This window comes from Bradyrhizobium sp. Leo114 (assembly GCF_055229415.2).
The window spans coordinates 182,170-206,148 of sequence record NZ_JBUYEN020000009.1 but is presented as its reverse complement, the minus strand read 5'-3'; the positions used below and the strand labels follow the sequence as shown (position 1 = coordinate 206,148).

Genomic DNA, 23,979 nt, shown 5'->3' with positions numbered 1-23,979 from the left:
AGCAGGATTGAGCTTAGGGAGACGCGGTCATGAAGGCAAGTGTTACGCGATCGGCAGCCCTGAAAAGCCGCGCCCGTCGCCTGCCTGCGTCGGCAGAAGGCTAGTCTGAGCGCGGTGTGCTCCGCGGTGTTCGAGCAGTGAATCGCGCGCCCCAAACGTCGGGCCATGACTCGAATACAATTTGAGCAGCCGTTGCCCAAACCGCAGGCCCGCTTCATCCAATTTTTTGTACGCCGCCAGACAAGCTTTTGCGGAGCGGTTCCCCGTAGCCTTCGTTCCGAGCTTTGGGACATGGCCGTGGCCATGACAACGTCGGAGGAGCTGGCAACATGCAGAAATGGCTTTGTGGGGAAGCACGGCACGCGTCACTTCCGTGGCGTCGCGCGATTCTGGGCGCGATCGTCGCCGCGGGATTTCTGGTGCCGCTAAGCGCGCAGGCGGCGGCGCCGGCGGCATGCGCGGCGCTTCAGGAGAAATATCCGGACTGGAAGGGCAAGACGCTCGTCAACGCGATCAACCCGCACACGCCGGGCTATGAATCGATCGACCCGAAAGACCCGAGCAAGTATGTCGGCTTCGACATCGATCTCGGCGAAATGATCGGTGAATGCCTCGGCTTCAAACTGACCTACAAGGCCGTGACTTTTGCCGCATTGCTGACAACGCTCGCCAGCGGGCAGGCGGACATCGTGATCTCGGACATCTACGCGACCGAGGAGCGCGCGAAGGCGGCCGACTTCATTACCTATTCGAAAGTGTTCGACGGCGTGCTGGTTGCCAAGGGCAATCCGAAGGGCATCAACGGCATCAACCTGTCGCTGTGCGGCGCGGCGGCGGCCGAAAACACCGGCTTCGTCGAGGTGCCGCTGGTGCAGGCCCTCATTCCCCAATGCAAAGCTGCCGGCAAGCCTGAGCCGACGCTGCAGCTCTATGACAACAACGCCAACTGCATCCAGGCGATCCTGGCCGGCCGGGCCGACACCTACATCAACGACGTCAACACCGTCGACAACGCGGTGAAGGCCTATCCGGACAAGCTCGAGAAGGCGATCGCGGTGACGATCCCGTACTCGGTCGGCATTGCCGTGCCCAAGGACAAGCCGAAGTTTCGCGACGCGGTGATGGCCGCACTGACGGAGATCTACAAGTCCGGCGACCAGCTCGCGCTGCTCAAGAAGTGGGGACTTGATCCCGACAATCTCAAGGAACCGGGCCTGCTGACCGTCAACTGATGTCCCTGTTCCTGCACTATCTCAGCCTGCCTTACCTGCTCGCGGGCATCGAGCTCACCCTGGAGGTGACCGCCCTCGGGCTCGCAGGCGGGCTGATCCTCGGCCTGATCCTGGCCTGGATGCAGCTCAGCCACCTCTGGTGGCTGTCGGCGATCGCGCGTGGCTACACCGTGATCTTCCGCGGCACGCCGCTGATCCTGCAGATGGTGTTCGCCTACGACGCGCTGCCGCATATCGGCATCAAACTGCCGGCCGTGCTGGCGGCCGGCCTCGCGCTCGCCTGCAATGAGGCGCCATTCATTGCCGAGATGCTGCGCGCCGGCGTGCTCGGCGTCGAGCGCGGACAGATATCAGCGGGACAGGCGCTCGGCATGACGCCGGCAGTGCTGATGCGGCGGGTGATCGCGCCGCAGGCGATCCGCACCATGATCCCGGCCTTCGGCAATGAGTCCGTCAGCGCGTTGAAGAATTCGTCGCTGGCCTCCGTGATCGCGGTCCAGGAATTGACGCTGCGAAGCACGCAGCTTGCGTCCTCGACCTTCGATTTCTTCTCGATCTTCTTCGCCTCCGGCTTGATCTATCTCGTGTTGACCGGCGCGATCAGCGGCATTCAGCTCGCCTTGGAATGGTTGCTCGATCTCGATCGTGCCTCACGTAAGCGCACGCTCGCCGATTATCTGCCCTGGCGTCGGGTGGATCTCCTGACCAAGCTGGAGCTTGCGGAGAAGACTGCGCCGCCGGTCGACGTTGCGGCACGCATAGAGCCGTACATTCCGGCGCCGCTGTCGAGGACGCTGACGCCGGCGGAGCGTGCCAGACGCACCGCGACGATCGCGCGCAACAATGTCGCCGTCGAGGTGAAGGATCTGCGCAAGAGCTATGGCGCGCAAGATGTGCTCGACGGCTTGGATCTCACGGTTCGCGTCGGCGAGGTCATCGCGCTGCTCGGACCCAGCGGCTCCGGCAAGAGTACGCTGCTGCGCTGCATCAATCATCTGGAGAATTGGGATGCCGGCACGGTGCGTGTCGGGGGACGGCGGCTCGGCTTCGACGACGACGGCAGGCCGCTCTCGCCGCGCGCGATCGCCAATGAGCGCGCCAATGTCGGTGTCGGCATGGTGTTCCAGCAGTTCAACCTGTTCAGCCACCTGACGGCGAAGGAGAACGTCGCGGGTCCCTTGCGCTGGGTCCATGGCATGACACGAATTGACGCCGAGCGTCGCGCGCGCGAACTGCTCGACCGCGTCGGCCTGAGCCATCGCGCTGATGCGCTGCCGCGGCACCTGTCGGGCGGGCAGCAGCAGCGGGTGGCAATCGCCCGCGCGCTGGCGCCGAACCCGAGCGTGCTGCTTCTGGACGAGCCGACCTCGGCACTCGATCCCGAACTCGTCAACGAAGTCCTGGAAGTGATCCGGCGGCTCGCCATCGACGACGGCCTGACCATGATCATCTCGACGCATCAGATCCGCTTCGCCGATGAGGTGGCCGACCGCGTCGCCTTCCTGAGCGGCGGCAGGATCCTGGAGGAGGGGCCGGCGCATGAGGTGCTGTCCAATCCGCGCCATCCCGTCACCGCGCGCTTCCTCAGCGTGATGGAAGCCGACAAGACGCCGGAGCCGGTGAGATGAAGCGTCACGCGCCAGAACTTCGATCGTTCCGATCCCCCGAAGAGGCACTTGCATGAGGCACTTTACCCTGCCGGTCTCGCCGGCCACCGTCCACTGGGGCTACTTCAGCAAGAAGGTCGCGCCGGCGCTGACGCTGCGCTCGGGCGACCGCGCCACCATCGAGACGCTGACCCATCACGCCAATGACGATTACGAGCGGATGATCGCAGGCGATCCCGGCGCCGAGAGCGTGTTCCACTGGACGCGCGAGCATAAGGCCGTGGCGCGCCGCGGCTCCGGCCCGACCGAGGGGCCGTTCATCCGCGGGGCGGGTGAGGGGCTTGGCGTGCATCTTTTGACCGGGCCGGTTGCGATCGAGAACGCCGAGCGCGGCGATGTCCTGGAGGTGCGCATCCTCGACATCAGGCCGCGTCCGAGCTGCAGCGCTTGCCACGCCGGCCGCTGCTTCGGCTCGAACGTCGCAGCCAATTGGGGCTTCCATTATCACGATCTCATCGAAGAGCCGAAGCCGCGCGAGGTGATCACGATTTTCGAGCTCGACGCCTCGGGCGAGCCGTTCGCAAAGGCCGTCTACAACTACGTCTGGACGCCGCAGACCGACCCTGATGGCATCGTGCACGCCACCATCGATTATCCCGGCGTGCGGGTCGACCATGCGACCATCCGCAAGCGTGAGAACATCCTCACCGGCGTCAAGGTGCCGGCGCGGCTGCATTTCGGGACCATGGGGCTGGCGCCGTCGGAGGCCGACTATGTCAGCTCGATCCCGCCGAGCTATACCGGCGGCAATATCGACGACTGGCGGATCGGGAAGGGCGCGCGGATGTATTATCCCGTGGCCGTCCCCGGCGCGTTCTTCTCGGTCGGCGACCCCCATGCCGCGCAAGGCGACAGCGAACTCGGCGGCACCGCGATCGAGACCTCGCTGACCGGGGATTTCGAATTCATCCTGCACAAGAACAATGATCTCGGCGGAACCGCGCTCGAGGGCCTCACGCATCCGATGCTGGAGACCGACCATGCCTGGTCGGTCTATGGCTTCACCTATCCGAACTATCTCGCCGAGCTCGGCGCCGGTGCGCAGACCGAGATTGCCAACCATTCCAGCCTCGACCGTGCGATGCGAGACGCGTTCCGCAAGCTGCGGCGGTTCCTGATGACCGTGCACCGGCTGAGCGAAGACGAGGCGATCTCGTTGATGTCGGTCGGCGCCGATTTCGGCGTTACCCAGGTGGTCGACGCCAATTGGGGCGTGCACGGCACGATCCGCAAGAACGTCTTCAGGTGCGACTAATGCCTTGAGAATGGACCGCTTTTGATCGTGGGTTGAATTTGCCGGCGTCGTTTTGACGCCGCCATTTTGGCGGAGGACTGCGCTTGTCTGGCACGCGGGTTGCTTCGATCGGCTCTGATTGGGTCGAACCGATGAGCTTCCGTCCGTTCACGAGTGAATCCTACGCGCGAGACGACCGCCTGGAGGCATGGCGGGACGTCCTGGCTGCGGTCGGCCTGCAGCCGGCTTCCGCAAGCGCATTCGACGACGGTCACGCGACGGCCTCGCATCGCAACGCCGTAGGCGTGGCGCTGACCCGGATCGCGGCGGGATCGCAGGGGATCGCGCCGCTGCCGCAATCGGGCGAGGGATTGCCGATCGCGCTGCTCCCGATCGAGGACGGCGTGATGCTGCGGCAAGGCGCGAGCCACCGTATCGTTCCCGTTGGCCATCTCCTGCTGCTGCCGCGGCATGGCGACTGGAGCCTGATGTTCCAGCGCGATATGCGCGCGATCATCCTCTCTGTTGCAGCCGAAGCGCGGCACGGCCGCCTCATCGGCAGGCCGATCGCGTCCGAAGCCCGCGTCGTCGCGCCCGCCGGCCTTGCCGATGTGTTCTCGCGATTGCTGGATGCAACCTCCCGCACCCTGGAAACGCTGAGCGACATCGAATGGGCGGCCATTGCGCAAAGCCTCGTCGATCTTCTCTTGACGCTTGCGCACCAGTCCACCTCTCCCGCCTCAGAGGTCGCCGGTACCGCCACGCAAGCGGCGATCCTGCACCGGATTTGCCAGACCATCGAGCGCAACCTCGACAATCCCGAGCTTGCGCCGTCGCGTGTCGCGCAGGCCGAAGGGATTTCCGAGCGCTACCTGCAGAAGCTGTTCGAGGGCGTCGGCGACAATTTCTCGCACTATGTACGCGAGCGGCGGCTGCAGCGCGCCTGGGCTGATCTGTCGAACCTGGCGGAGGCGCATCGATCGATCTCGGAGATCGCCTATCGGTACGGCTTTAGCGACTCCGCGCATTTCAGCCGCGCCTTCCGTCATCGCTTTGGTCTGCCACCGCGCGAGTTTCGCCAGCAGGAGGCCGAGCGCGCGGCGCCGTCGTCGATCGCCGCGGGTCAGCGCGGCTGGCCGCAGGAGGCGCTTGCGCAACTGCGAACGCATCAGCCATCGAGCGTCGGAAGGAATATGGCCGCCGTCGCAACGGGGCCGGCGCACGAAGGCGAACGGGAGCATCGCGCGGCCCACCATCATCTCTCCGTCGACGCGAACCGCGTGCATTGGGGCTACTTCAGCCGCACGCTTGCGCCGCAAGCCGAGATCAATTCCGGCGACACGATCACGATCGAAACCCTGACCCAGCATGCGTCTGATGATCCTGAAAGAATGATCACGGGTGATGCCGGCGCCGAAAGCGTGTTCGGCTGGACCAATGACCGCAAGAACGTCGACCGGCGCGGCGCCGGTCCGATGGATGCCTCGGTGTTCGGGCGCGGCGCGGGCGAGGGGTTCGGCGTGCATATCTGCACCGGCCCGATCGCGGTCAAGGATGCACAGCCCGGCGATGTCCTGGAGGTGCGCATCCTCGATATCGTGCCGCGGCCGAGCCGCAATCCGCATTATGAGGGCAGGGTATTCGGCTCCAGCGTCGCGGCCTGGTGGGGCTATCACTACAACGAGTTGCTCGCCGGCCCCAAGCCGCGCGAGGCGGTGACGATCTACGAAATCTACTTCGCGGGTCACGAAGGTGACCACGACGAAACACCGCATGCGCGCGCGCTTTATTCCTACCGCTGGGAGCCGCAGACCGATCCATTCGGCGTGGTTCATACGACCTACGATTATCCCGGCATTCCCGTCGCACCTGGTTCGGTGAGGCGCCGCCACGCCGTGCTCGACGGCATCCGCATTCCGCTCCGGCCGCATTTCGGCGTGATCGCGGTCGCGCCGCGCGAAGTTGATTTCGTCGATTCCGTACCGCCGTCCTATTTCGGCGGCAATCTGGACAATTGGCGGCTCGGCAAGGGGGCGACCGTCTATCTTCCGGTCTCGGTGCCAGGCGCGCTGCTCTCGGTCGGCGATCCCCATGCCGCCCAGGGCGATGGCGAGTTGAGCGGAACGGCGATCGAATGCTCGATGACCGGCACGTTCCAGGTGATCCTGCACAAGAAAGGCAATCTGGCTGGCCAACCGTTTGCCGATCTCAGCTATCCCCTGATCGAGACCGCGACCGATTGGGTGCTGACCGGCTTCAGCCATCCGAACTATCTCGCCGAGTTCGGCGCGCACGGGCAGAGCGAAGTCTATGCGACGTCCTCGCTCGACCTTGCGATGAAGGACGCCTTCCGCAAGATGCGGCGCTTCCTGATGAACATCAAAGGTCTCAGCGAGGACGAGGCGATCGCGCTGATGTCGGCAGCGGTCGATTTCGGCGTCACCCAGGTCGTCGACGGCAATTGGGGTGTGCATGCGATCCTGAGCAAGCGGTTGTTCGAGGATGCGGCACTGTCGCGATAACAGAAGGATACCGACATTGAAATTCCACATGATCGCAGGCGGGCCAAAGCCCGTCGCGCCCTTCAGCCACGCTGTCGAGGCCGACGGCTTTATCTTCGTCACAGGCCAGATGCCAGACACGCCCGCTAGTCCCGGCGTATTGCCCGACGGCATCGTCGCGCAGACCAAGGCGGTGATGGAAAATCTGCGCGTTGTGCTCGAGGGTCTCGGTCTCGGCTTCGAGCACATCGTGATGTCGCGCATCTATCTTACGCGCTTCAAGGAAGACTACGCCGCCATGAACGAAACCTATCGCAGCTATTTCCCGCCGGACCGCCTGCCGGCACGCACTTGCGTCGGCGTCACCGGGCTTGCTTACGACGCGCTGATCGAGATCGATCTGGTGTGCCGCCGGCCGTGAGTGCCGGCGCATTCACGATTGATCGCGCGGCCCGCCACGCCGTCGTCCTCGCGAAAGCGAGGACCCATAACCACAGGGTGTTGTGGCGCGAGCAAGCGGTTGGAGCGGAGTGCATTACGCACGGAAATAGCGTCCCCGACGCGCGTTCGTCGCAAACGTCCGTTATCTCGCTACATTGCTGGACCGCTCCCCAATGCGGGCCCCTCAAAACACCAGTGAACGGTGCACATGCACCCCCGCCATTGCGCCATCGCCGACCGCAAGCGATACCGAATGCGGTGCTCGCGCGACGTCTCCGCAGGCAAAGGCGCCGCGCACCGTCGTTTGCTTGGTCTCGTCGGTTCGGATCTGGGTGCCGAACGGAGTCGTTTCCAATTCGCAGCCAAGCGTCTCAGCCAATGGCGTGGAGGGCGCGTTGCGCGTTGCCGTGAACAGGCCGGCGAAAGGCAGGACGCGTCCGTCTTGCAGCCTCACGTCTGCGTGGCCTTCGATGCCTGCGATAGGACCTGTCTCGATCACGACGCCCCGCGCAGCAAGCTCGGCGCGGGCGTCCGCGTCCGGCTCGAAGGCACCGTTGAGCATGAGCGTCACGTCTCCCCATTCCGTAAACAGAACGACGTGATGGAGCACGTCGGGGCTCGTGGCGATTACACCGATCCGTCCCTCATTCAGTTCATATCCGTGACAATAGGGGCAGTGAAAGATGCTACTGCCCCAGCGCTCGGCGAGCCCATCAAGATGAGGGAGTGCATCGCTGACGCCGGTGGCAAGGATAAGCCTCTTGCCACGATAGAACTCGCCGTCGGCTGTTGTCACCGCGAAACCATCTTCTTGCCGCTTGGCGTCGGTAGCGGTTCCCTCGAGCCATGTGAGCGTCGGATAGGCCGTGAGCTGTTCTCGTGCAGTGCGCGCGATCTCGGCCGGATCGACCCCGTCCTGACCAAGAAAGCCATGGGATTCCGAGGCGAACCGGTTGCGCCGGACGCCTGCGTCAACGACGAGCACCTTGCGCCGGGCGCGCAACAATTGAAGGGCCGCAGCCATGCCGGCGTAGCTGCCGCCAATGACGATCACGTCATGAAGCATTTCGGTTCCTTTCCTTGTGCGCCACATGACGCCGCGAGAATTCCGCACTGAGATCGGCGATGGTGATGGCGCCGAAGCGATCGAGCAGTAGCGCCTCTGCTTCGGCGAAAGCTCCGTCCAAAACGGCGTTCAGCGCTTCGCCGGGCTCAGCCATGCGCAAAAGAGTATGAAGCACGGAGGAGGAGCGGCGGTCTCGCATCATGTAACTTCGTATATTACATGATGTGCCGAGTTTCAAGGCGCGCTTGGCACAAAGTCATCCCGTTGCATCGAACGCGACGTGACGCTGTGAACGCTATGTGCGCGACGGCGCTATTCTATTGATCTGCAGGGAAGTCGGCGTGCCGTCGTATCGTGGAAAGAGATCTTCTCCCCACTCGGCGATGGTGGGCCATTCAGCAGCACTTGGCAGGGCCGGATGCATTGCGAGATGCGCGCGAATGGAGTCAGGAAGAAAGCGCCAATTCGGCGTGAAAGAAAACAGCAGCGCATCGCGCCGTGAAAGGCTGCGATTTGGATGCGTTCCATGGAGGAGACGATAGTCCACCGCCACTGCATCGCCACGGCGCAGATTGAGCGTGATCTGTCCTTCATGGTTACTGAGAGCAGGGTGGTCGGGCGCCAACTGCTCGGCGGCCGCACTATGCGGCTCGGGCAGGTCGGAGTGGATCGGCAGACTGCGCAGATGAGAACCCGGAAGAACTCGCAATGCGCCCGTCCGGTCACTCGTGTCTGAGAGGTAGCACAGGATTGCGATCTGCGGGGCGGTCGGCGCGAAACTGATGGAGTGGTCCCAGCACCACCAGTCCTGGTGCCATAGCAGCGCAGGCGTAGAGGCGCCTTTGGATGAGATGTAGGCCGAAATCCAGCGCAGGTCGTCAGCCGCGACTGTAGATCTGATCCGACCGAGCACGGATGTCCGGCAGAGCAAGCGCGTGACGATTGGATCATTCCAGCGCAACGGGACGAGATCGTTCCCAACGCGGTTCATCATCGGATCATGCGGCTGTGCGAGCCGGTGGTGAACCTGCTTTTCGATCTCTTGCAAGTCCGGCTCTTCAAAGAGCGCCGGGATGGTTGTGAAACCGTCGACAGCAAATTTGCTCGAACCAGACATGCGGGCTCCATTAGGCGGATGAAATCCCATTAGGAGATTCATCCAACGGCCGAAAGCTGAGCGATCGGCTCAAGCGATTCGAACGCGTGCGCCCTTGACGAAAGGTGCACGCTCATATAGGAACCAATCAGTTCCAGAACTATTTGGTTCCAGATATGCCAACCCAAGACACGTTGAGCGCCACGTTTGGCGCGCTGGCTGATCCGACGCGCAGGGCAATCCTTGCGCGGCTGTTGGAAGGCGAGGCCTCGGTCGCCGAACTGGCCAAGCCGTTCGCGCTGACGCCCCGGGCTGTCTCCAAGCATGTCGCCGTGTTGGAAGCGGCGGGCCTGGTGACGAAGGGCCGCGATGCCCAGCGGCGTCCGTCGCGGATCGTCGCCAGTCCGCTGATCGAGATCGATTCCTGGCTCGCCAACTATCGCAAGCTCTGGCTGCAGCGCTTCGACAAGCTCGAAACCCATCTGGCGAAGCAAACGGGAGGAGAATAATGGAGAGAGGCAAGGTGACCTTGGAGGAGAAGCCGCTGGGCGCCACCATCCAACGCTGGTTTCCGGCCCCGCCCGAGCTCGTCTACCGCAACTGGATTGAAGCCGAACAGATCCGGCATTGGTTTGCAACCGACGGCTACGAGGTCACTGGCTGCGAGATTGACGCACGGCCGGGAGGAAAGTGGCGGGTCGATTTTCGCTCCTCGACCGGGCACGTCTATTTCGAGCGCGGTGAGTTCCGGGAAATGGTGCCGGGGAAGTTGCTCGCGCTGACCCTGACCCAGGTCGATGGCGCCCACTCAGGACCGGAGACTCTGATCACCGTCACCTTCAAGGCTTCACGCGGCGGCACTGACATGACGTTCCATCAGGTTGGCTACGACAGCAGTCTGCGCCGCGACGGCAATGCCGAGGGCTGGCAGGAATGCTTCGACAAACTCGCCGCCCGCCTGACAAGCTCGAACGTCACCACCTGAAAGGAGAAGCATATGATCAGGAATGCAGCGGACGAGCAGGAGCTCCGCGCTCTTTTCGCCGACTGGCTGCGCACTTCATCGGCGCTGGACATCGACGGCGCCATGCGTCCTCTCGATCCCGATATTCACTCCTATGAACATGTCGCGCCACTTCAGTACCGCGGTATCGATGCCATTCGCGAAGTCTGCCAGCAGGGCTTCGACCTGATCAAGGGCGACTTCGAATGGGACATTCCTGATCTTCAGGTGATCGTGCGCGATGACATTGCCATCGCGTGGGGCCTCAACCGCATGCGCTACCGCTCAGCTTCAGCGCCGGAGATCGAGAATTGGTCGCGAAGCACGAGAGTGTTTCAGAAGAAGGATGGGCAATGGAAGATGATCCACCAGCATCTTTCCGTCCCGGCCGATCCAAGGACCGGACAGGCCAGATTCGACCTGAAGCCCTGAAATGGCGATTGCCGAGCAGCCCGGTGGTTCGCGCCGTTATCTCTTCGAACTGTGCGGAGGGGTCCATTTGGTCCTTTGCAAGCTGGGAAGGCTTTGTTATAGGGCTGACCGCAAGCGAAACGCCGGTTTCGCCCATTCCTCGGTAGCTCAGCGGTAGAGCATTCGACTGTTAATCGAATGGTCGCTGGTTCGAATCCAGCCCGGGGAGCCAATCTCTCAATTAAATCGAGCTGTTAGCCGAATTTCCTAAGCTCTTGGTTTCGCGCTTGCGCGGCCCGGCAAGGCGGATTCGCATCCAACCTCCAGATTCGACTCGTCCTGACGGGCGCGACTCAGTCACATCCGCGTGGCGCTTTGCGGATTTGATGCGGACAGCCGCCAAATCGACTCATTCATCGTCGATTTTTGGTTAAGCAGGGCTCCTTGCGAGGTGATTCCATGGCCGTCTTCGACACCGAGGTGCCGAAAACAACACCCTCGATCGTCCCGAGCGATATCCCGACCATGAGCGACGACGAATGCCTTCAGCGGCTCGCGCAGATCGTCGAAGAGCACGATTCCATGTATCTTGACGAAGCTGCGAGGCTGATCGGCCGGCTTGCCGTCGCGATCGAATAGGCGCTGTTCCCCTGCAAGAACGCGCGGGGCCGGTATGGCCCATCGGGCGTGTTGCGTTTTGATCCTGCTTGTTCCAAAAGACGGGCGGTCTCACTCCCGTCGCGGCCGCGCCGCGCGACTTGCAGGTTTCAGCCCATGTCCGGTTTCTCGACCGCGCGCCAGAAAATGGTCGATGGCCAGGTGCGCACCAGTGACGTCACCGACGCGCGTATTCTCGATGCGATGCTTGCCGTGCCGCGCGAGGCCTTCGTTCCCGAAAGCAAGCGCGCGCTGGCCTATCTCGATCTCGACCTCGATGTCAGCGAGGGCGGCGCGACGAAGCGCTACCTGATCAAGCCAGCCGTGATGGCGAAGATGCTGCAGGCGGCTGAGATCAATTCGACTGACCGCGTTCTGGTCGTCGGCTGCGCGACTGGCTACGCGGCTGCCGTGGTCGCACGGCTCGCCGGGGAGGTGTTCGCCACCGAAAGCGAGCCCGCGCTCGCCGACCAGGCCAAGGTCGCGCTTGCGGGGACCGGTGCCGCCAACGTGACCGTGCGCGCGGCGCCGGCGGCGAAGGGCGATGTCGCGGACGCGCCGTTCGACGTCATTTTCCTCAATGGTGCCACCGAGATCGTGCCGCAGGAACTCTACGAGCAGCTCCGCGAGGGTGGGCGATTGGTCGGGGTGTTTGCCTTGTCGCAGCCGCAACGGGCCGCCGTCGTGACACATACCCACGGGGATTTCGGGCATCGGCCGCTATTCGATGCCGTGGCGCCGCTCCTGCCGGGCCTGGAGCGCTTGCCGGCTTTCGTGTTCTAATAAGATGCATCGTCCCGGAGGGAGGAGGGCCTCTTTCCAGGCGTTCCGGCGAATGCGGATTCACAACTAAAGGCGGATTCACGGCCGGCGCGAAGCGAGGGAGTTCGTATGGTGGCGGCTTGGTGGCGATTCGAAGCGTTAAAATCCCGTTCTGAATCAGAAGTGTGGCCCGTTTGCCCCACGTGAAGAGTTTCCACCGGGTTCCGTTGCGAGGTAGTTCCGTCCAGCCTAGCTGCGGAATAAGGTGAGGCGGGACTCACTTCGATCGAAGCGGCGCCCGGTTCATGGTCTCGAGCCGGGTGGTGAATAGCAATGGATGGATTATTGGGGATGCGTGGGGTGAAGGTTGTCACCGGAGCCGCGGCAGCGGTCCTTTTGTTGGCGTGCATGGGACCGACGCCGGCCCTGGCCGACACGATCGAGGCCGCATTGGTTCGCGCCTATCAGACCAATCCGCAACTCAATGCGCAGCGCGCCTTTGTGCGATCCACCGACGAAAACGTGCCGCAAGCGTTGTCGGGCTACCGGCCGAGAGTGTCGATCACGGCGAGCGGCGGTTATCAGTATACCGATGCCATCTCGGGTGGGGTGGCTGCGCATGGAACGCAGGTCCCGCGCGCCGTCGGCGCCACGATTTCGCAGACCCTGTTCAATGGATTTCAGACCGGCAACCGAACGCGGGCCGCAGAGAGCCAGGTCTCCGGCTCGCGCGAAGCGCTGCGGAATATCGAGCAGACCGTGCTGTTCAGCGCTGCCTCGATCTACATGGATTACCTGCGCGATGCGGCGATCGTGGAGGTTCAGCGCAGCAACACACGCGTGCTCGAGCAGACGCTCAAGCAGACCCGCGACCGGTTCAATGTCGGTGAGGTGACGCGCACCGACGTCGCGCAATCGGAGGCGCAACTTGCCGCCGGCCGCACGCAGCAGCTCACGGCCGAATCGCAACTGACCACGACGCGATCCAACTTCCGGCGCATCATCGGCAGCGAGCCGACGAATCTCGCGCCGGGCTCACCGGTCGACCGTTTCCTGCCGCCGACCCTCAATGCCGCCATCGAACTCGCGCTGACGCAGAACCCGAACGTGACCGCGGCGATGTTTGGCGTCGACGTCAACTTCCTCAACGTCAAGATCGCTGAGGGCGCGCTCTTTCCGAGCGTGACGCTGCAGGCGAGCGCGCAGCAGGCCTACGATCAGACGCTGGTCATCCAGCGCCAGTTCCAGGCGTCGGCGATCGCGCAGATTGCGGTGCCAATATACCAGGGCGGTGCCGAATATTCGCTGATCCGCCAAAACAAGGAATCGCTGGCCCAGCAGCGCCTTGTGCTCGAACAGACGCGCGACCAGGCCCGAGCCAATGTCGTCACGGCATGGGGCCAGTTGGTGGCTGGTAAGGCCCAGGTGTCTTCGGCGCAGGCGCAGGTGACGGCATCCGAGATTGCGCTCAACGGCGTGCGCGAGGAAGCCAAGGCCGGACAGCGCACCACGCTCGACGTGCTGAACGCGCAGCAGGCGCTGGTCAACGCCCGCAACGCTCTGGTCATCGCGCAGCATGACCGTGTCGTTGCTTCCTACAGCGTGCTGCAGGCGGTGGGCCGGCTGCAGCCCCAGGTGCTCAACCTGCCGACCCAAACCTACGATGCGAGCGTTCACTACCAGCAGGTGCGTGATAGCTGGGCCGGGGTTCGAACGCCCGACGGCCGCTGATCGTCGCTTCCGCATATTGCTCTAAATAGACAGATGGGCCCGCTTGCTAGCGGGCCCATCGCATTTCTGAGCACTCGTTTGTCCCGCGCGCGACCGCCGACTCCATATGTCGCGTGGCGGTCATGAAGACGCCGCAAAACTTCGAAGCGCGTTGCTTGCAATCGATTGTTGCCCTGACATACCGTTTCCATAGGCAACACAACGATTCGCAACGGCTTTTTGCGTCCATCGCTGCGGATCGGTTGCCGTGAGGGCGAACGCACCGCGTGCAACGCACCGGTAACCGTTGATCTGGGGACAAGTCCGGACTCGAGCGATGAAAAATTCCGGCCGCTTCATCCGGAACCGCCGAATCTCGTGTGGCTTGGTGTAGGATAATTTCGATGTGGAGTCGGAAATGACGCAACCTGCAAAGGTCCAAGAGCCCTCCATGGAGGAGATTCTGGCGTCGATCCGTCGCATCATTGCCGATGATGAGGCCAAGCCCGCTTCCGCGGATAAACCCGCAAACGACAGGCCGGCAAGCATTGCGACGCCGGAGAAACCAGCGGTCGCCGCCGCGCCGGCCCCCAAGCCGGTGGTGAAGGACATTCCGCCGCCGCCGACTCCCGCAGCGGCGAAGTCGGCGCCAGCAGCGCCAAAACCTGCGCCGGCGCCACCACCAGCCAAAACGAACAGCCAGGACGACATCGACGCCATGCTGGCAAGCCTCGATGAGGCGACGCAGGAGGCCGAAGTCAGGCCGCCGCAACCCGACGGCGACGTATTCGAACTGACTGACGAAATGGCCCTGCCGGATCCGGCACCGACGCCGACGCCCAAGCCGCCGCCACCGACCTTTCAGAAAGTTGAACCGCAGGACGACATCGAATTCACGGAAGCCACCAAGCCACCGCCGTCTCCACCGCGGCAGCCAGCCTATGAGCCAGCGACCGAGAGTTCCTCCTATGGTCAGCAGCCAATCCTGTCGCGCACGACCATGAACGCGGTCGAAAGCGCGTTCAATTCGCTGGCCAATACCGTGCTCAGCAACAATGCACGGACGCTGGAGGACCTGGTCAAGGAAATGCTGCGGCCGATGCTCAAATCATGGCTGGACGACAACCTGCCGGGGCTGGTCGAGCGGATCGTGAAAGCCGAGATCGAGCGGGTTTCGCGGGGGCGTTAGCCGCCCGGGCCGCGAAGCCCCCTCAATTCAGCCATCCCTAATGGGTGTTATGGCGGTTTGGACGCGCCAGTCCGGTTGACTTGGCGCGTCCGGACGGCTTTTTAGCGCTCTCAAACATCCCCATTTGTAGTGCCATGATCGAGAAAAACTACCAGCCTGCCGATATCGAAAGCCGGATGTCCCGCGTCTGGGAGGAGAGTGGCGCCTTCAAGGCCGGCCGCCCCGAGCGGCGCGACGCCGCGCCGTTCACCATCGTGATCCCGCCGCCGAACGTGACGGGCTCGCTGCACATGGGACATGCGCTGAACAATACGCTGCAGGACATCCTCTGCCGCTTCGAGCGCATGCGCGGACGCGACGTGCTCTGGCAGCCCGGCACCGACCATGCCGGCATCGCCACCCAGATGGTGGTCGAGCGGCAGTTGATGGAACGGCAGGAGCCGGGCCGTCGCGAGATGGGCCGCGCCAAATTCCTCGACCGGGTCTGGCAATGGAAAGCCGAGAGCGGCGGCACCATCATCAACCAGCTCAAGCGGCTGGGCGCCTCCTGCGATTGGTCGCGCGAGCGCTTCACGATGGATGAGGGCCTGTCGCGCGCCGTCGTGAAGGTGTTCGTCGAACTCCACCGCCAAGGGCTGATCTACAAGGACAAGCGGCTGGTCAACTGGGACCCGAAGCTGCTCACCGCGATCTCCGATCTCGAGGTGCAGCAGGTCGAGGTCAAGGGCCATCTGTGGTACCTGCGCTATCCGCTCGAGGGCAGGGCGTTCAGCCCCGACGATCCCGCAAGCTTCATCGTGGTCGCGACGACCCGTCCCGAAACCATGCTCGGCGATACCGCGGTGGCCGTGCATCCGGACGACGAGCGCTACAGTGCGCTGGTCGGCAGCCACGTGATCCTGCCATTGGTCGGCCGCAAGATTCCGATCGTGGCCGACGATTATTCCGATCCGGAGAAGGGCTCTGGCGCTGTGAAGGTCACGCCGGCGCACGACTTCAACGACTTCGAGATCGGCAACCGCCACGGGCTGCCGCGGATCAGCGTGCTCGACCAGGAAGGCAAGCTCTCGCTTGTCGGCAACGAGGACTATCTGCGCGGCCTGCCCGAGGGCGCGCTGCATTTCGCCGAGGAATTCCATGGCATCGAGCGCTTTGCCGCGCGCAAACAGCTCGTCGCGCGGTTGGAGGATTTCGGCTTTCTCGAGAAGATCGAGCCGAACACGCATATGGTTCCGCATGGCGACCGTTCCGGCGTGGTCATCGAGCCGTTCCTCACCGACCAATGGTACGTCGACGCCAACACGCTGGCGCAGCCGGCGATCGCGGCCGTGCGCGCGGGCGAAACCAGCTTCGTGCCGAAGAACTGGGAAAAGACTTATTTCGAATGGATGGAGAACATCCAGCCCTGGTGCATCTCGCGCCAGCTCTGGTGGGGCCATCAGATCCCGGCGTGGTACGGGCCCGACGGCAAGGTGTTCGTCGCCGAGACCGAGGAAGAGGCCGTGGGCAACGCGCTCGGCTACTACGTCGAGCAGGAAGTCATCACGCCGGAGCAGGGCCACGACATGGCGGTGGACCCCGCCAAGCGCGAGGGCTTCATCACCCGCGATGAAGACGTGCTCGACACCTGGTTCTCGTCCGCGCTGTGGCCGTTCTCGACGCTTGGCTGGCCGGACGAGACGCCGGAGCTGCAGCGCTACTATCCGACCAACACGCTGGTCACCGGTTTCGACATCATCTTCTTCTGGGTGGCGCGGATGATGATGATGGGCCTTCACTTCACGAAGGAGGTGCCGTTCTCGACCATCTATATGCACGCCCTCGTCCGCGACGAGAAGGGCGCCAAGATGTCGAAGTCGAAAGGCAACGTCATCGATCCTCTGCATCTGGTCGACGAATACGGCGCCGACGCGCTGCGCTTCACGCTGGCGGCGATGGCGGCGCAGGGGCGCGACATCAAGCTGTCGACGCAGCGCGTCGACGGCTATCGCAGCTTCGCCACCAAGCTCTGGAACGCCTGCCGTTTTGCCGAGATGAATGGCGCCGCCCTGACGGCCGGATTTGATCCAACCAGCGTGAAGGAGACGCTGAATCGCTGGATCATGCATGAGACCACGCTTGCGGCTCGCGAAGTGACCGAAGCGATCGAGGCGTACCGCTTCAACGACGCGGCAGGCGCGGTCTACCGCTTCGTCTGGAACGTGTTCTGCGACTGGTATGTCGAGCTGACCAAACCGCTGTTGATGGGCGAGGACGGACCCGCGAAGACCGAGACCCGCGCCATGATCGCATGGGTGCGCGACGAGATCCTGAAGCTGCTGCACCCGTTCATGCCGTTCATCACCGAGGAGCTCTGGGCCGTCACGGCGAAGCGCGACGGTGTTCTGGCGCTGGCGCCATGGCCGCGCAAGGCGCGCGCGCTAACGCCTGAGCAGATCGCCACGCTTTCGCTGGCAGGGCCGACCGACGCGCTCATCCCGCCCGTGATCGGCGCGTTGGAAGATGACCCCGAGGAATTCAGCGACCCTGAAGCCGAGGCCGAGATCGGCTGGGTGGTCGATCTCGTCAGTGCGATCCGTTCGGTGCGCGCGGAGATGAACATCCCACCGTCCACGTTGACCCCGTTGGTGCTTGTGGACGCTTCCGCTGAGACAAAGGCGCGGGGGCAGCGCTGGAACGATGTCGCCAAGCGGCTGGCGCGGCTGGCCGACATCTCCTTTGCCGATGCTGCCCCGGAAGGCGCCGTGCAGCTATTGGTGCGGGGCGAGGTCGCGGCGCTGCCGCTGAAGGGCGTGATCGATCTTGGCGCCGAGCGCGCGCGGCTCGAGAAGGAAATCGCCAAGGCCGACGCCGACATCAAGCGCGTCGACGCCAAGCTTTCCAACGAGAAGTTCGTCGCCAACGCGCCAGAAGAGATCGTCGAAGAGGAAAAGGAAAAGCGCGAGGCGGCGCTGGAGCGCAAGGCAAAGATCCTCGAGGCGCTCGAGCGGCTGAAGAAGGCATCTTGAGAGAAGTTGTAGGGAGGGCACGCTGCGCTTTGCCCACCCTACAATCCGTGGCGAAAGCTCGCTTAGACGAACGTGAAGTCGCTCGCGTGGAGCTGATCGAGCGTCGTGTTCCTGATCTCGACCGAGTTGTTGTCGTCGAAGGTGATCACCACGCTCGTTCCGTTTTGTGCCATGTGCGACTGCACGGCGTTGAAATCGGCAAAGACCGTGCGGTTGATCTGAATCAGATCCTGCGCGCCATCGGTGTTCTGGAAGTCGAGAATGACATCCTTGCCGAAGCCGGGGGCGAACATGAAAGTGTCGTTGCCCGCGCCGCCTGACAACGTATCGTTACCGCCGCCGCCATTGAGCCGGTCGTCGCCGCTGCCGCCGTACAGGAGCTCGTTGCCGGTTCCGCCCATCAGCGTGTCGTTGCCGTCATCGCCGAACATCTGGGTCGCCGCCGGACCGCCCTTCATCGAGTCATTGCCGGCGCCGCCGTAAAGGGTGTCGTTGCCGCCGCCGCTGGACAGGTAATCATTACCGTCGCCGCCCTTGATGACATTGGTGGCCCATCCGCCATAGAGCTGATCGTTGCCGGCGCCGCCGTCGAGCAGGGCGCCGGTATCGGCATTGCCGGCCTTGATGATGTCGTTGCCATCGTCGCCGTAGAGTTGATCGGTCGCGGTCGCAATGCCGGGTCCGCCATCGATCGTGTCGTCACCGGCGCCGCCATGGATCACGTCGGCACCGGCGCCGCCGTAGATCACGTCCTTGCCCGGACCACCGTCGATGACGTCATTGTCGGTCGACGCGCCGAAGAACAAGTCCTGGCGGCCGCTCATGTCATAGTGGATCGCCTTGTTCTGATAGAGATTCCAGGTTCCCGGCGAGCTCGGATTGACCGCGTCGGCGGCCGACAGATGCTCGCCGTTAACCGTGATGTCCTTGATGTAGAGGTTGCGGTCGCCACTGGCGCCCGCGATGTCATTGATGAAGGCGAGATCGAGACTTGAGATTGCCGCGGGATTGGCGAACGTGAAAGTGAAGGTCTGGAAGCCGGCTGGATTGGTCGCATTGTGGAACTCGACCGTGTTGCCGACCTGCTGGCCATTGACCAGAAGCTGCATCTGGGCGCCGATGCCGTCGACGACGGAGCTGTAGCCCGTCACCGTGACGGTGGTTTCCGTCAGTTTCGGAATCGTGTCGGGGCCGCCCCTGATGGTATCGTTGCCGGCGCCGGCTTTGATCGTATCGTTGCCGGCGCCACCCGACAGAACGTCATTGCCGCCGCCGGTATCCATCAGATCGGCCGCCGGAGAGCCCGTCAGCGTCTGGCCGGGCGGCTGACGCTCGCCGCCATACCACTCTGTGATGAGCCCCTGCGCCGGCTTGCCCTGCGGCGAGTAGCCGAGTTCCGAATATTTGTTGTTCGCATCCCAGTTCCAGATCGATGCGCCCCTGAACCAGCTCCCGCCTTCCGATCCCCAGACCTGAAAGAAGGCGTTGAACGCGTCATATTGCTCCTGGACATCCGGCGTCGAGCTTCCGGCCCAGCCGCCCGGGCTGATATTGGTGCCGTCCACGCTGCGATAGCCGGTCTCGGTGAAGACCACCTGCTTGCCGTACTGAAGGGCAAGCGAGTGGAAGAAATCGACCGGCGATTTGTGATCCATCACTTTCGCCCAATAGTCATCGGAGGACATGGTGTTCCACGCGTTGACCATTTCCTGGACCGTCGGATCGCGGTCGGTCGTCAGCGGCGGATAGGCGTTGACGCCGATGACATCGACCTTGTCCCAGAAGCTGACATTGATGGCTTCGTCGGTGGCGGCGGCGTAGGTGATTTCGCCGTGATACACGGCGCGCACGGCATTGATGATGTCCACCCATTGGTCGCGATATTCGGGACCGGAGAGCTTGGCGAGCTCATTGCCGATCACCAACATGCTGACGCCGGCTTGCTGGGCGAGTTCCGCCATGTGAACGATTTCGGTCTTGTATGACGCGAAAAAGGCGGCGGGATCGTCCGGTGTCAGCACATGTGCAAGCGAGCCATCGAGGGCCGAGACCATGGGTTTGAGCGAAACCGAAAGGCCGAGCGCCTGCGCATCCGCGATGGCCTTAAGGATGTTGGCGTCGCTCTCGGTCTTGCCGGGATCGGCGAACACGTCGTCCGAATGCCTTGTGTTCGTGAAGAGCCGAGGCGCAAGCTCGATCGAATTTGCATTGGTGTCCGCGATTGCCTGCATGGCATCGCGCGCCGCGCTCGTGACGAATGCTCCATTGTAGTTGGAAGGGAATCCGAATCCTTGGACAGTAAACGGGCCCGCCATCGGTACAGCTCCTTTAGTTTTAGTTTCTATGTTTTCTATTTCGCTGTTTCGGTGGCCAGCATTCTGCGCAGGACTTGTTCACCCGCGTTGTGTTCCGTCTTTTCAGCAGAGCACAATTCATAAGCAACTCACACGCGTGCAGCGAAGCACGCGCGCTCAGTCTGCACACGCAACGTGGGCGCGTCGTGACAGGATTGCGTCGATGTTGCGATTGTTGATGCGCATCTCGTTACGATGGCGCTTCAAGTTCAACTTAAACTGGAAACCGCTTGCTCAGGAATTTCGAGCCCTTCATGCCGTAACGCCAAGGAAGATCGATTGCCTTGGTGATTCCGATTCGCACGCCTGCGACAACTTCGACACTGCCGACGCGCGCGTGCAGCGAGAACGGTGCCTGATCGAGCGGCAGGGCGTTGTGCTCAATCGTTATGCCGAGTGCTTCGGTCAGCTTTCCCGGACCGGAACATAGCGCGTGCACTTCCTTGAGATGGCGCCGCCGCCGCATCGTCGCGATCCCATGCGTGGGCTCCAGCGCGCGGATCAGCACGGCGCTCGCCGAGCCTGCTTCTTCGCAGACCAAGTTCACGCACCAGTGGATGCCGTAAGAGCGATAGACATAGGCAAATCCGGGCGGGCCGAACATCACCTGGTTGCGCGCTGTCGGCCCACGATAGGAATGGGCCGCCGGATCGGTGTGGTGATAGGCCTCCACCTCCACGATGAGGCCGCCGACGCCATTGAAGAGCAGGGTCGCACCGATCAGGTCGGGCGCGACCTCATGCACGCTGCGGCCAAAGAATGAGCGTTTGAGCGTCTTGCCGAGGCGGATCGGTGCTTCGCCTGGCAGTCTGGGATTTTGAACCATTTTGGTGGGAATCAGAGGGAAACGCGGGGGATTGCTGCCCATATGTTGCACGTTCTGCTAGCATGCGCGAGCCGGGTTGCGGGTTCGGGCAATACGGATTAGCTAACAGTTCCAAAGATCCGTAGATTTCCCATGGTCACCCTGATCGACACCATCTCAGCCAATCCGTTGCGCCCGCGCCACCCCGAAAAGGTGAACCGGCCCGACGCGCTGTCGCCGCCGAAGCCGGACTGGATACGGGTGCGCGCGCCGAATACACGCGGCTATGCCGATACCCGCAACATCGTGAAGGAGAATGGCCTCGTCACGGTCTGCGAGGAGGCCGGCTGCCCGAATATCGGCGAGTGCTGGGACAAGAAGCACGCCACCTTCATGATCATGGGGGACACCTGCACCCGGGCCTGCGCGTTCTGCAACGTCAAGACCGGCATGCCCGGCGCGCTTGACGCCGCCGAGCCGGAGCATGTGGCGGAGGCGACCTTCAAGCTTGGGCTCTCCCATGTCGTCATCACCTCGGTCGACCGCGACGATCTTGCCGACGGCGGCGCCGAGCATTTTGCCCAGACCGTCCGCGCCATCCGCGCGCGCTGCCCGAACACCACGATCGAACTTCTTACCCCAGACTTCCTGCGCAAGGAGGGGGCGCTCGAAATCGTCGTGGCGGCGAAGCCCGACGTCTTCAACCACAATCTCGAAACCGTGCCCTCGCGCTATCTGTCGGTGCGGCCCGGCGCGCGCTATTTCCACTCGATCCGCCTGCTGCAGCGGGTGAAAGAGATCGACCCGACGATGTTCACCAAGTCCGGCATCATGGTGGGTCTGGGCGAGCAGCGGCACGAAGTGTTGCAGGTGATGGACGACCTGCGCTCGGCGGATGTCGATTTCCTCACCATCGGGCAATATCTGCAGCCGACGCGGAAGCATCACGCTGTGATGAGCTACGTCACGCCGGACGAGTTCGCAGGCTACGAGAAGGTCGCCTATACCAAGGGGTTCCTGATGGTATCGGCGAGCCCGCTGACGCGCTCGTCCCATCACGCGGGCGACGATTTCGCCAAACTGCAAGCGGCGCGCGTGGCGCGGTCACGCTAACGCCGGATCGCACCGATGCGACGCATTCTTGTGATGGGGTCTTCGGGATCCGGCAAATCGACTTTTGCTCAACGGCTTTCAGCCACTACGGGCATTCCGTTCGTGTCGCTCGACGCGATCTACTGGAAGCCAGGCTGGGTCGCGTCCGATAACGCGAAGTTCCACGAACGCGTGACTGAGGTGGCGCTTCGGCCGCAATGGGTTATGGATGGAAACTACATTTCAAATGGGGCCGGCGAGCTGCGCCGCCAGGTCTGCGATAGCATCATCTGGTTTGATCTTCCGCGTCGGACCTGCATGCTCGGCCTCGCGCGACGGATAGCCCGAAGCTATGGCCAGGTTCGCGCCGAAATGGCCGAGGGTTGCCCGGAACGAATCGATCTTGAATTCTTTCGATACGTCTGGACGTATCGGCAGAAACAGCGGCCGAAGCTCCTCAGATATTTCGAGGGCATGCGACCGGACCAATCACTTGTCTGTTTCACGGATCGGACACAGGCGGGCCGGTATTTGAAGGAGATCTCGCTGATGACTCACGCGGCGAGTATCCACTGATGCCGAGGTTTTCCAGCACGCGGCGGGTCCGTCACTCCGCATCGCAGATGTTCGATCTGGTCGCCGATGTCGAGCGCTATCCGGAATTCGTGCCGCTGTGCCATGCGCTGAAGATCCGGCAGCGCACGCCGAAGGAGGACGGCACCGAGGTTCTCGTTGCCGATATGACCGTGTCGTTCAAGCTGGTGCGCGAGAGCTTCACCAGCCGCGTCACGCTGGACCGGCCGAACCTGAAGATCATGGTTGAATATCTGCGCGGCCCGTTCAGCAATCTCGAGAACCGCTGGACCTTCGAGCCGAAATCCGACACCGAATGTGATGTCGGCTTTTTCATCTCATACGAGTTCAAAAGCCGGATGCTGGGAATGCTGATGGGATCGATGTTCGACGCAGCGTTCCAACGCTTCGCCGGCGCATTCGAAAAGCGCGCCGACGTGATCTACGGCAAGCCGGCTACCGCATCGTAAGCTCTCACCCTCATTGCGAGCGAAGCGAAGCAATCCATCGCGCCGCTTGCGGAGGCATGGATTGCTTCGTCGCTTCGCTCCTCGCAATGACGGAGAGGAAGCTGTTAGGCCCGCGGCGGTCTTCGGCGCTTGACGGCGCTGCGGCGCGGGGAGCGCGCGACGCGGGGACGCAGGCGGCTGGCAGCTTCGCGGCGCGGCTTGGTTGCGGCCTGGGGGCCGCGTGCCAGTTCCATCAACATGCGCAGGGCTTCCACCACGGAGCGTTGCCGCACCGCGCTGCGTCCGATTGCGCCGAAGCGGTGCTCGCGATGCATGATCCGACCATCGCGGGCGGCGACCGCGAAATGCACAAGGCCCACCGGCTTGCCCGGGGTGGCGCCGCCGGGGCCGGCGATGCCGGTGATGGAGACCGCAAGATCAACGCCGGCGCGCTCCAGGGCACCGACCGCCATGGCGGTTGCGGTCTCCTTGCTGACTGCGCCGAAAGTCGAAAGCGTCAGCGCGTTGACGCCGAGCATCGCACGTTTGGCCTCGTTGGAATAGGTGACGAAGCCGCGATCGATGACGTCGGAGGAGCCGGGGATATCGGTGAGCGCGCCCGCGACCAGCCCGCCGGTGCAGGACTCCGCCGTCGCGATGGTCAATTTCCGCATCCGGCACAGATCGAGCAGCGAGCGGGAGAGGGCGCGCGCGTCGCTGCCGCTCATG

At 63.1% G+C, this 23,979-nt stretch carries 21 protein-coding genes, 1 tRNA gene and 2 pseudogenes; 18 read left to right on the top strand and 6 right to left on the bottom strand.

The features are described from left to right. Positions 1 to 329 precede the first annotated feature (329 nt). From ACZIRK_RS13625 to ACZIRK_RS13600, 6 genes and pseudogenes are all read left to right on the top strand, one after another. Positions 330 to 1,232: an ABC transporter substrate-binding protein gene (locus ACZIRK_RS13625; protein ID WP_130223458.1), complete on the top strand. Its 903-nt coding sequence runs from the start codon at positions 330 to 332 to the stop codon at positions 1,230 to 1,232. Continuing rightward, on the top strand, positions 1,232 to 2,860 hold the full coding sequence (locus ACZIRK_RS13620; protein ID WP_463327450.1) for an amino acid ABC transporter permease/ATP-binding protein: 1,629 nt from the start codon (positions 1,232 to 1,234) through the stop codon (positions 2,858 to 2,860). The genes ACZIRK_RS13625 and ACZIRK_RS13620 overlap by 1 nt, the downstream gene beginning before the upstream one ends. Positions 2,861 to 2,912: 52 nt before the next feature. Further along, positions 2,913 to 4,154 (top strand): acetamidase/formamidase family protein, encoded by a 1,242-nt coding sequence (locus tag ACZIRK_RS13615; protein ID WP_463327449.1) that lies wholly within the window; start codon positions 2,913 to 2,915, stop codon positions 4,152 to 4,154. A 131-nt stretch (positions 4,155 to 4,285) separates the two neighbouring features. After that, positions 4,286 to 5,306, top strand: a pseudogene (locus ACZIRK_RS13610) (helix-turn-helix domain-containing protein); the annotation flags it as partial. Positions 5,307 to 5,383: 77 nt separating this feature from the next. Continuing rightward, positions 5,384 to 6,655, top strand: a pseudogene (locus tag ACZIRK_RS13605) (acetamidase/formamidase family protein); the annotation flags it as partial. A gap of 16 nt (positions 6,656 to 6,671) precedes the next feature. Beyond that, positions 6,672 to 7,055, top strand: coding sequence for a RidA family protein (locus ACZIRK_RS13600; protein ID WP_130223454.1), 384 nt, complete (start codon positions 6,672 to 6,674; stop codon positions 7,053 to 7,055). 204 nt (positions 7,056 to 7,259) lie between these two features. On the opposite strand, the gene ACZIRK_RS13595 is transcribed toward ACZIRK_RS13600, so the two are convergent. The 3 genes from ACZIRK_RS13595 to ACZIRK_RS13585 form a co-directional block, all read right to left on the bottom strand. Beyond that, positions 7,260 to 8,141: an NAD(P)/FAD-dependent oxidoreductase gene (locus tag ACZIRK_RS13595; RefSeq protein ID WP_130223452.1), complete on the bottom strand. Its 882-nt coding sequence runs from the start codon at positions 8,139 to 8,141 to the stop codon at positions 7,260 to 7,262. After that, a complete protein-coding gene (locus tag ACZIRK_RS13590; protein ID WP_130223450.1) occupies positions 8,131 to 8,343 on the bottom strand; it encodes a hypothetical protein in 213 nt (70 codons plus the stop codon). The genes ACZIRK_RS13595 and ACZIRK_RS13590 overlap by 11 nt, the downstream gene beginning before the upstream one ends. A gap of 93 nt (positions 8,344 to 8,436) precedes the next feature. Next, positions 8,437 to 9,258, bottom strand: coding sequence for a phytanoyl-CoA dioxygenase family protein (locus tag ACZIRK_RS13585; protein ID WP_165435059.1), 822 nt, complete (start codon positions 9,256 to 9,258; stop codon positions 8,437 to 8,439). Positions 9,259 to 9,413: 155 nt separating this feature from the next. Here ACZIRK_RS13585 and ACZIRK_RS13580 point away from each other — a divergent pair, with 155 nt between their 5' ends. The 9 genes from ACZIRK_RS13580 (at position 9,414) to ACZIRK_RS13540 (ending at position 17,977) form a co-directional block, all read left to right on the top strand. Next, positions 9,414 to 9,746 (top strand): ArsR/SmtB family transcription factor, encoded by a 333-nt coding sequence (locus ACZIRK_RS13580; protein ID WP_130223446.1) that lies wholly within the window; start codon positions 9,414 to 9,416, stop codon positions 9,744 to 9,746. Positions 9,747 to 9,760: 14 nt separating this feature from the next. After that, the gene (locus tag ACZIRK_RS13575) at positions 9,761 to 10,222 is read left to right on the top strand and encodes an SRPBCC family protein (protein ID WP_463327448.1); all 462 of its coding nucleotides are present in this window, start codon (positions 9,761 to 9,763) and stop codon (positions 10,220 to 10,222) included. Positions 10,223 to 10,234: 12 nt separating this feature from the next. Then, positions 10,235 to 10,672 carry a YybH family protein gene (locus tag ACZIRK_RS13570; RefSeq protein ID WP_130223442.1) on the top strand — a complete coding sequence of 146 codons (438 nt, stop codon included), beginning with the start codon at positions 10,235 to 10,237 and terminating at the stop codon, positions 10,670 to 10,672. A 136-nt stretch (positions 10,673 to 10,808) separates the two neighbouring features. Next, positions 10,809 to 10,883: transfer RNA gene (locus ACZIRK_RS13565), tRNA-Asn, on the top strand. Between the two features lie 227 nt (positions 10,884 to 11,110). Then, entirely contained in the window at positions 11,111 to 11,290 is a 180-nt protein-coding gene (locus tag ACZIRK_RS13560; protein WP_130223440.1) for a hypothetical protein, read from the top strand. Positions 11,291 to 11,425: 135 nt separating this feature from the next. Then, entirely contained in the window at positions 11,426 to 12,091 is a 666-nt protein-coding gene (locus ACZIRK_RS13555; RefSeq protein WP_028165629.1) for a protein-L-isoaspartate O-methyltransferase family protein, read from the top strand. Between the two features lie 330 nt (positions 12,092 to 12,421). Beyond that, positions 12,422 to 13,801: a TolC family outer membrane protein gene (locus ACZIRK_RS13550; RefSeq protein WP_130223438.1), complete on the top strand. Its 1,380-nt coding sequence runs from the start codon at positions 12,422 to 12,424 to the stop codon at positions 13,799 to 13,801. Between the two features lie 397 nt (positions 13,802 to 14,198). Then, positions 14,199 to 14,969: a PopZ family protein gene (locus tag ACZIRK_RS13545; RefSeq protein ID WP_130223436.1), complete on the top strand. Its 771-nt coding sequence runs from the start codon at positions 14,199 to 14,201 to the stop codon at positions 14,967 to 14,969. Between the two features lie 134 nt (positions 14,970 to 15,103). Beyond that, on the top strand, positions 15,104 to 17,977 hold the full coding sequence (locus tag ACZIRK_RS13540; RefSeq protein WP_130223544.1) for a valine--tRNA ligase: 2,874 nt from the start codon (positions 15,104 to 15,106) through the stop codon (positions 17,975 to 17,977). Between the two features lie 62 nt (positions 17,978 to 18,039). Here ACZIRK_RS13540 and ACZIRK_RS13535 read toward each other — a convergent pair whose 3' ends face one another. Together ACZIRK_RS13535 and ACZIRK_RS13530 are read right to left on the bottom strand one after the other, a co-directional pair. Continuing rightward, positions 18,040 to 20,292: a glycoside hydrolase family 113 gene (locus ACZIRK_RS13535; RefSeq protein WP_130223434.1), complete on the bottom strand. Its 2,253-nt coding sequence runs from the start codon at positions 20,290 to 20,292 to the stop codon at positions 18,040 to 18,042. 253 nt (positions 20,293 to 20,545) lie between these two features. Continuing rightward, positions 20,546 to 21,157: a DNA-3-methyladenine glycosylase gene (locus ACZIRK_RS13530; protein ID WP_130223432.1), complete on the bottom strand. Its 612-nt coding sequence runs from the start codon at positions 21,155 to 21,157 to the stop codon at positions 20,546 to 20,548. Positions 21,158 to 21,289: 132 nt separating this feature from the next. On the opposite strand from ACZIRK_RS13530, the gene lipA reads away from it, so the two are divergent. The 3 genes from lipA to ACZIRK_RS13515 all read left to right on the top strand — a co-directional run bounded on the left by lipA (position 21,290) and on the right by ACZIRK_RS13515 (position 23,271). Next, positions 21,290 to 22,249: a lipoyl synthase gene (gene lipA / locus ACZIRK_RS13525; protein WP_130223430.1), complete on the top strand. Its 960-nt coding sequence runs from the start codon at positions 21,290 to 21,292 to the stop codon at positions 22,247 to 22,249. Positions 22,250 to 22,351: 102 nt separating this feature from the next. Next, on the top strand, positions 22,352 to 22,804 hold the full coding sequence (locus ACZIRK_RS13520; protein ID WP_474417990.1) for a P-loop NTPase family protein: 453 nt from the start codon (positions 22,352 to 22,354) through the stop codon (positions 22,802 to 22,804). After that, positions 22,804 to 23,271 (top strand): type II toxin-antitoxin system RatA family toxin, encoded by a 468-nt coding sequence (locus ACZIRK_RS13515; RefSeq protein WP_130223426.1) that lies wholly within the window; start codon positions 22,804 to 22,806, stop codon positions 23,269 to 23,271. Before ACZIRK_RS13520 ends, ACZIRK_RS13515 begins: the two co-directional genes overlap by 1 nt. 104 nt (positions 23,272 to 23,375) lie before the next feature. On the opposite strand, the gene ACZIRK_RS13510 is transcribed toward ACZIRK_RS13515, so the two are convergent. Beyond that, the gene (locus ACZIRK_RS13510; protein ID WP_130223424.1) at positions 23,376 to 23,978 is read right to left on the bottom strand and encodes a CinA family protein; all 603 of its coding nucleotides are present in this window, start codon (positions 23,976 to 23,978) and stop codon (positions 23,376 to 23,378) included. Position 23,979 lies beyond the last annotated feature (1 nt).

Excerpts from the sequence above, each read along its gene's own strand:
- lipA (WP_130223430.1), top strand. The coding sequence starts at position 21,290 with ATGGTCACCCTGATCGACACCATCTCAGCCAATCCGTTGCGCCCGCGC.
- ACZIRK_RS13580 (WP_130223446.1), top strand. The coding sequence starts at position 9,414 with ATGCCAACCCAAGACACGTTGAGCGCCACGTTTGGCGCGCTGGCTGAT.
- ACZIRK_RS13560 (WP_130223440.1), top strand. The coding sequence starts at position 11,111 with ATGGCCGTCTTCGACACCGAGGTGCCGAAAACAACACCCTCGATCGTC.
- ACZIRK_RS13545 (WP_130223436.1), top strand. The coding sequence starts at position 14,199 with ATGACGCAACCTGCAAAGGTCCAAGAGCCCTCCATGGAGGAGATTCTG.
- ACZIRK_RS13625 (WP_130223458.1), top strand. The coding sequence starts at position 330 with ATGCAGAAATGGCTTTGTGGGGAAGCACGGCACGCGTCACTTCCGTGG.
- ACZIRK_RS13595 (WP_130223452.1), bottom strand. The coding sequence starts at position 8,141 with ATGCTTCATGACGTGATCGTCATTGGCGGCAGCTACGCCGGCATGGCT.
- ACZIRK_RS13620 (WP_463327450.1), top strand. The coding sequence starts at position 1,232 with ATGTCCCTGTTCCTGCACTATCTCAGCCTGCCTTACCTGCTCGCGGGC.
- ACZIRK_RS13590 (WP_130223450.1), bottom strand. The coding sequence starts at position 8,343 with ATGATGCGAGACCGCCGCTCCTCCTCCGTGCTTCATACTCTTTTGCGC.
- ACZIRK_RS13515 (WP_130223426.1), top strand. The coding sequence starts at position 22,804 with ATGCCGAGGTTTTCCAGCACGCGGCGGGTCCGTCACTCCGCATCGCAG.
- ACZIRK_RS13540 (WP_130223544.1), top strand. The coding sequence starts at position 15,104 with ATGATCGAGAAAAACTACCAGCCTGCCGATATCGAAAGCCGGATGTCC.
- ACZIRK_RS13570 (WP_130223442.1), top strand. The coding sequence starts at position 10,235 with ATGATCAGGAATGCAGCGGACGAGCAGGAGCTCCGCGCTCTTTTCGCC.
- ACZIRK_RS13555 (WP_028165629.1), top strand. The coding sequence starts at position 11,426 with ATGTCCGGTTTCTCGACCGCGCGCCAGAAAATGGTCGATGGCCAGGTG.
- ACZIRK_RS13585 (WP_165435059.1), bottom strand. The coding sequence starts at position 9,258 with ATGTCTGGTTCGAGCAAATTTGCTGTCGACGGTTTCACAACCATCCCG.
- ACZIRK_RS13530 (WP_130223432.1), bottom strand. The coding sequence starts at position 21,157 with ATGGTTCAAAATCCCAGACTGCCAGGCGAAGCACCGATCCGCCTCGGC.
- ACZIRK_RS13615 (WP_463327449.1), top strand. The coding sequence starts at position 2,913 with ATGAGGCACTTTACCCTGCCGGTCTCGCCGGCCACCGTCCACTGGGGC.
- ACZIRK_RS13535 (WP_130223434.1), bottom strand. The coding sequence starts at position 20,292 with ATGGCGGGCCCGTTTACTGTCCAAGGATTCGGATTCCCTTCCAACTAC.
- ACZIRK_RS13510 (WP_130223424.1), bottom strand. The coding sequence starts at position 23,978 with ATGAGCGGCAGCGACGCGCGCGCCCTCTCCCGCTCGCTGCTCGATCTG.
- ACZIRK_RS13550 (WP_130223438.1), top strand. The coding sequence starts at position 12,422 with ATGCGTGGGGTGAAGGTTGTCACCGGAGCCGCGGCAGCGGTCCTTTTG.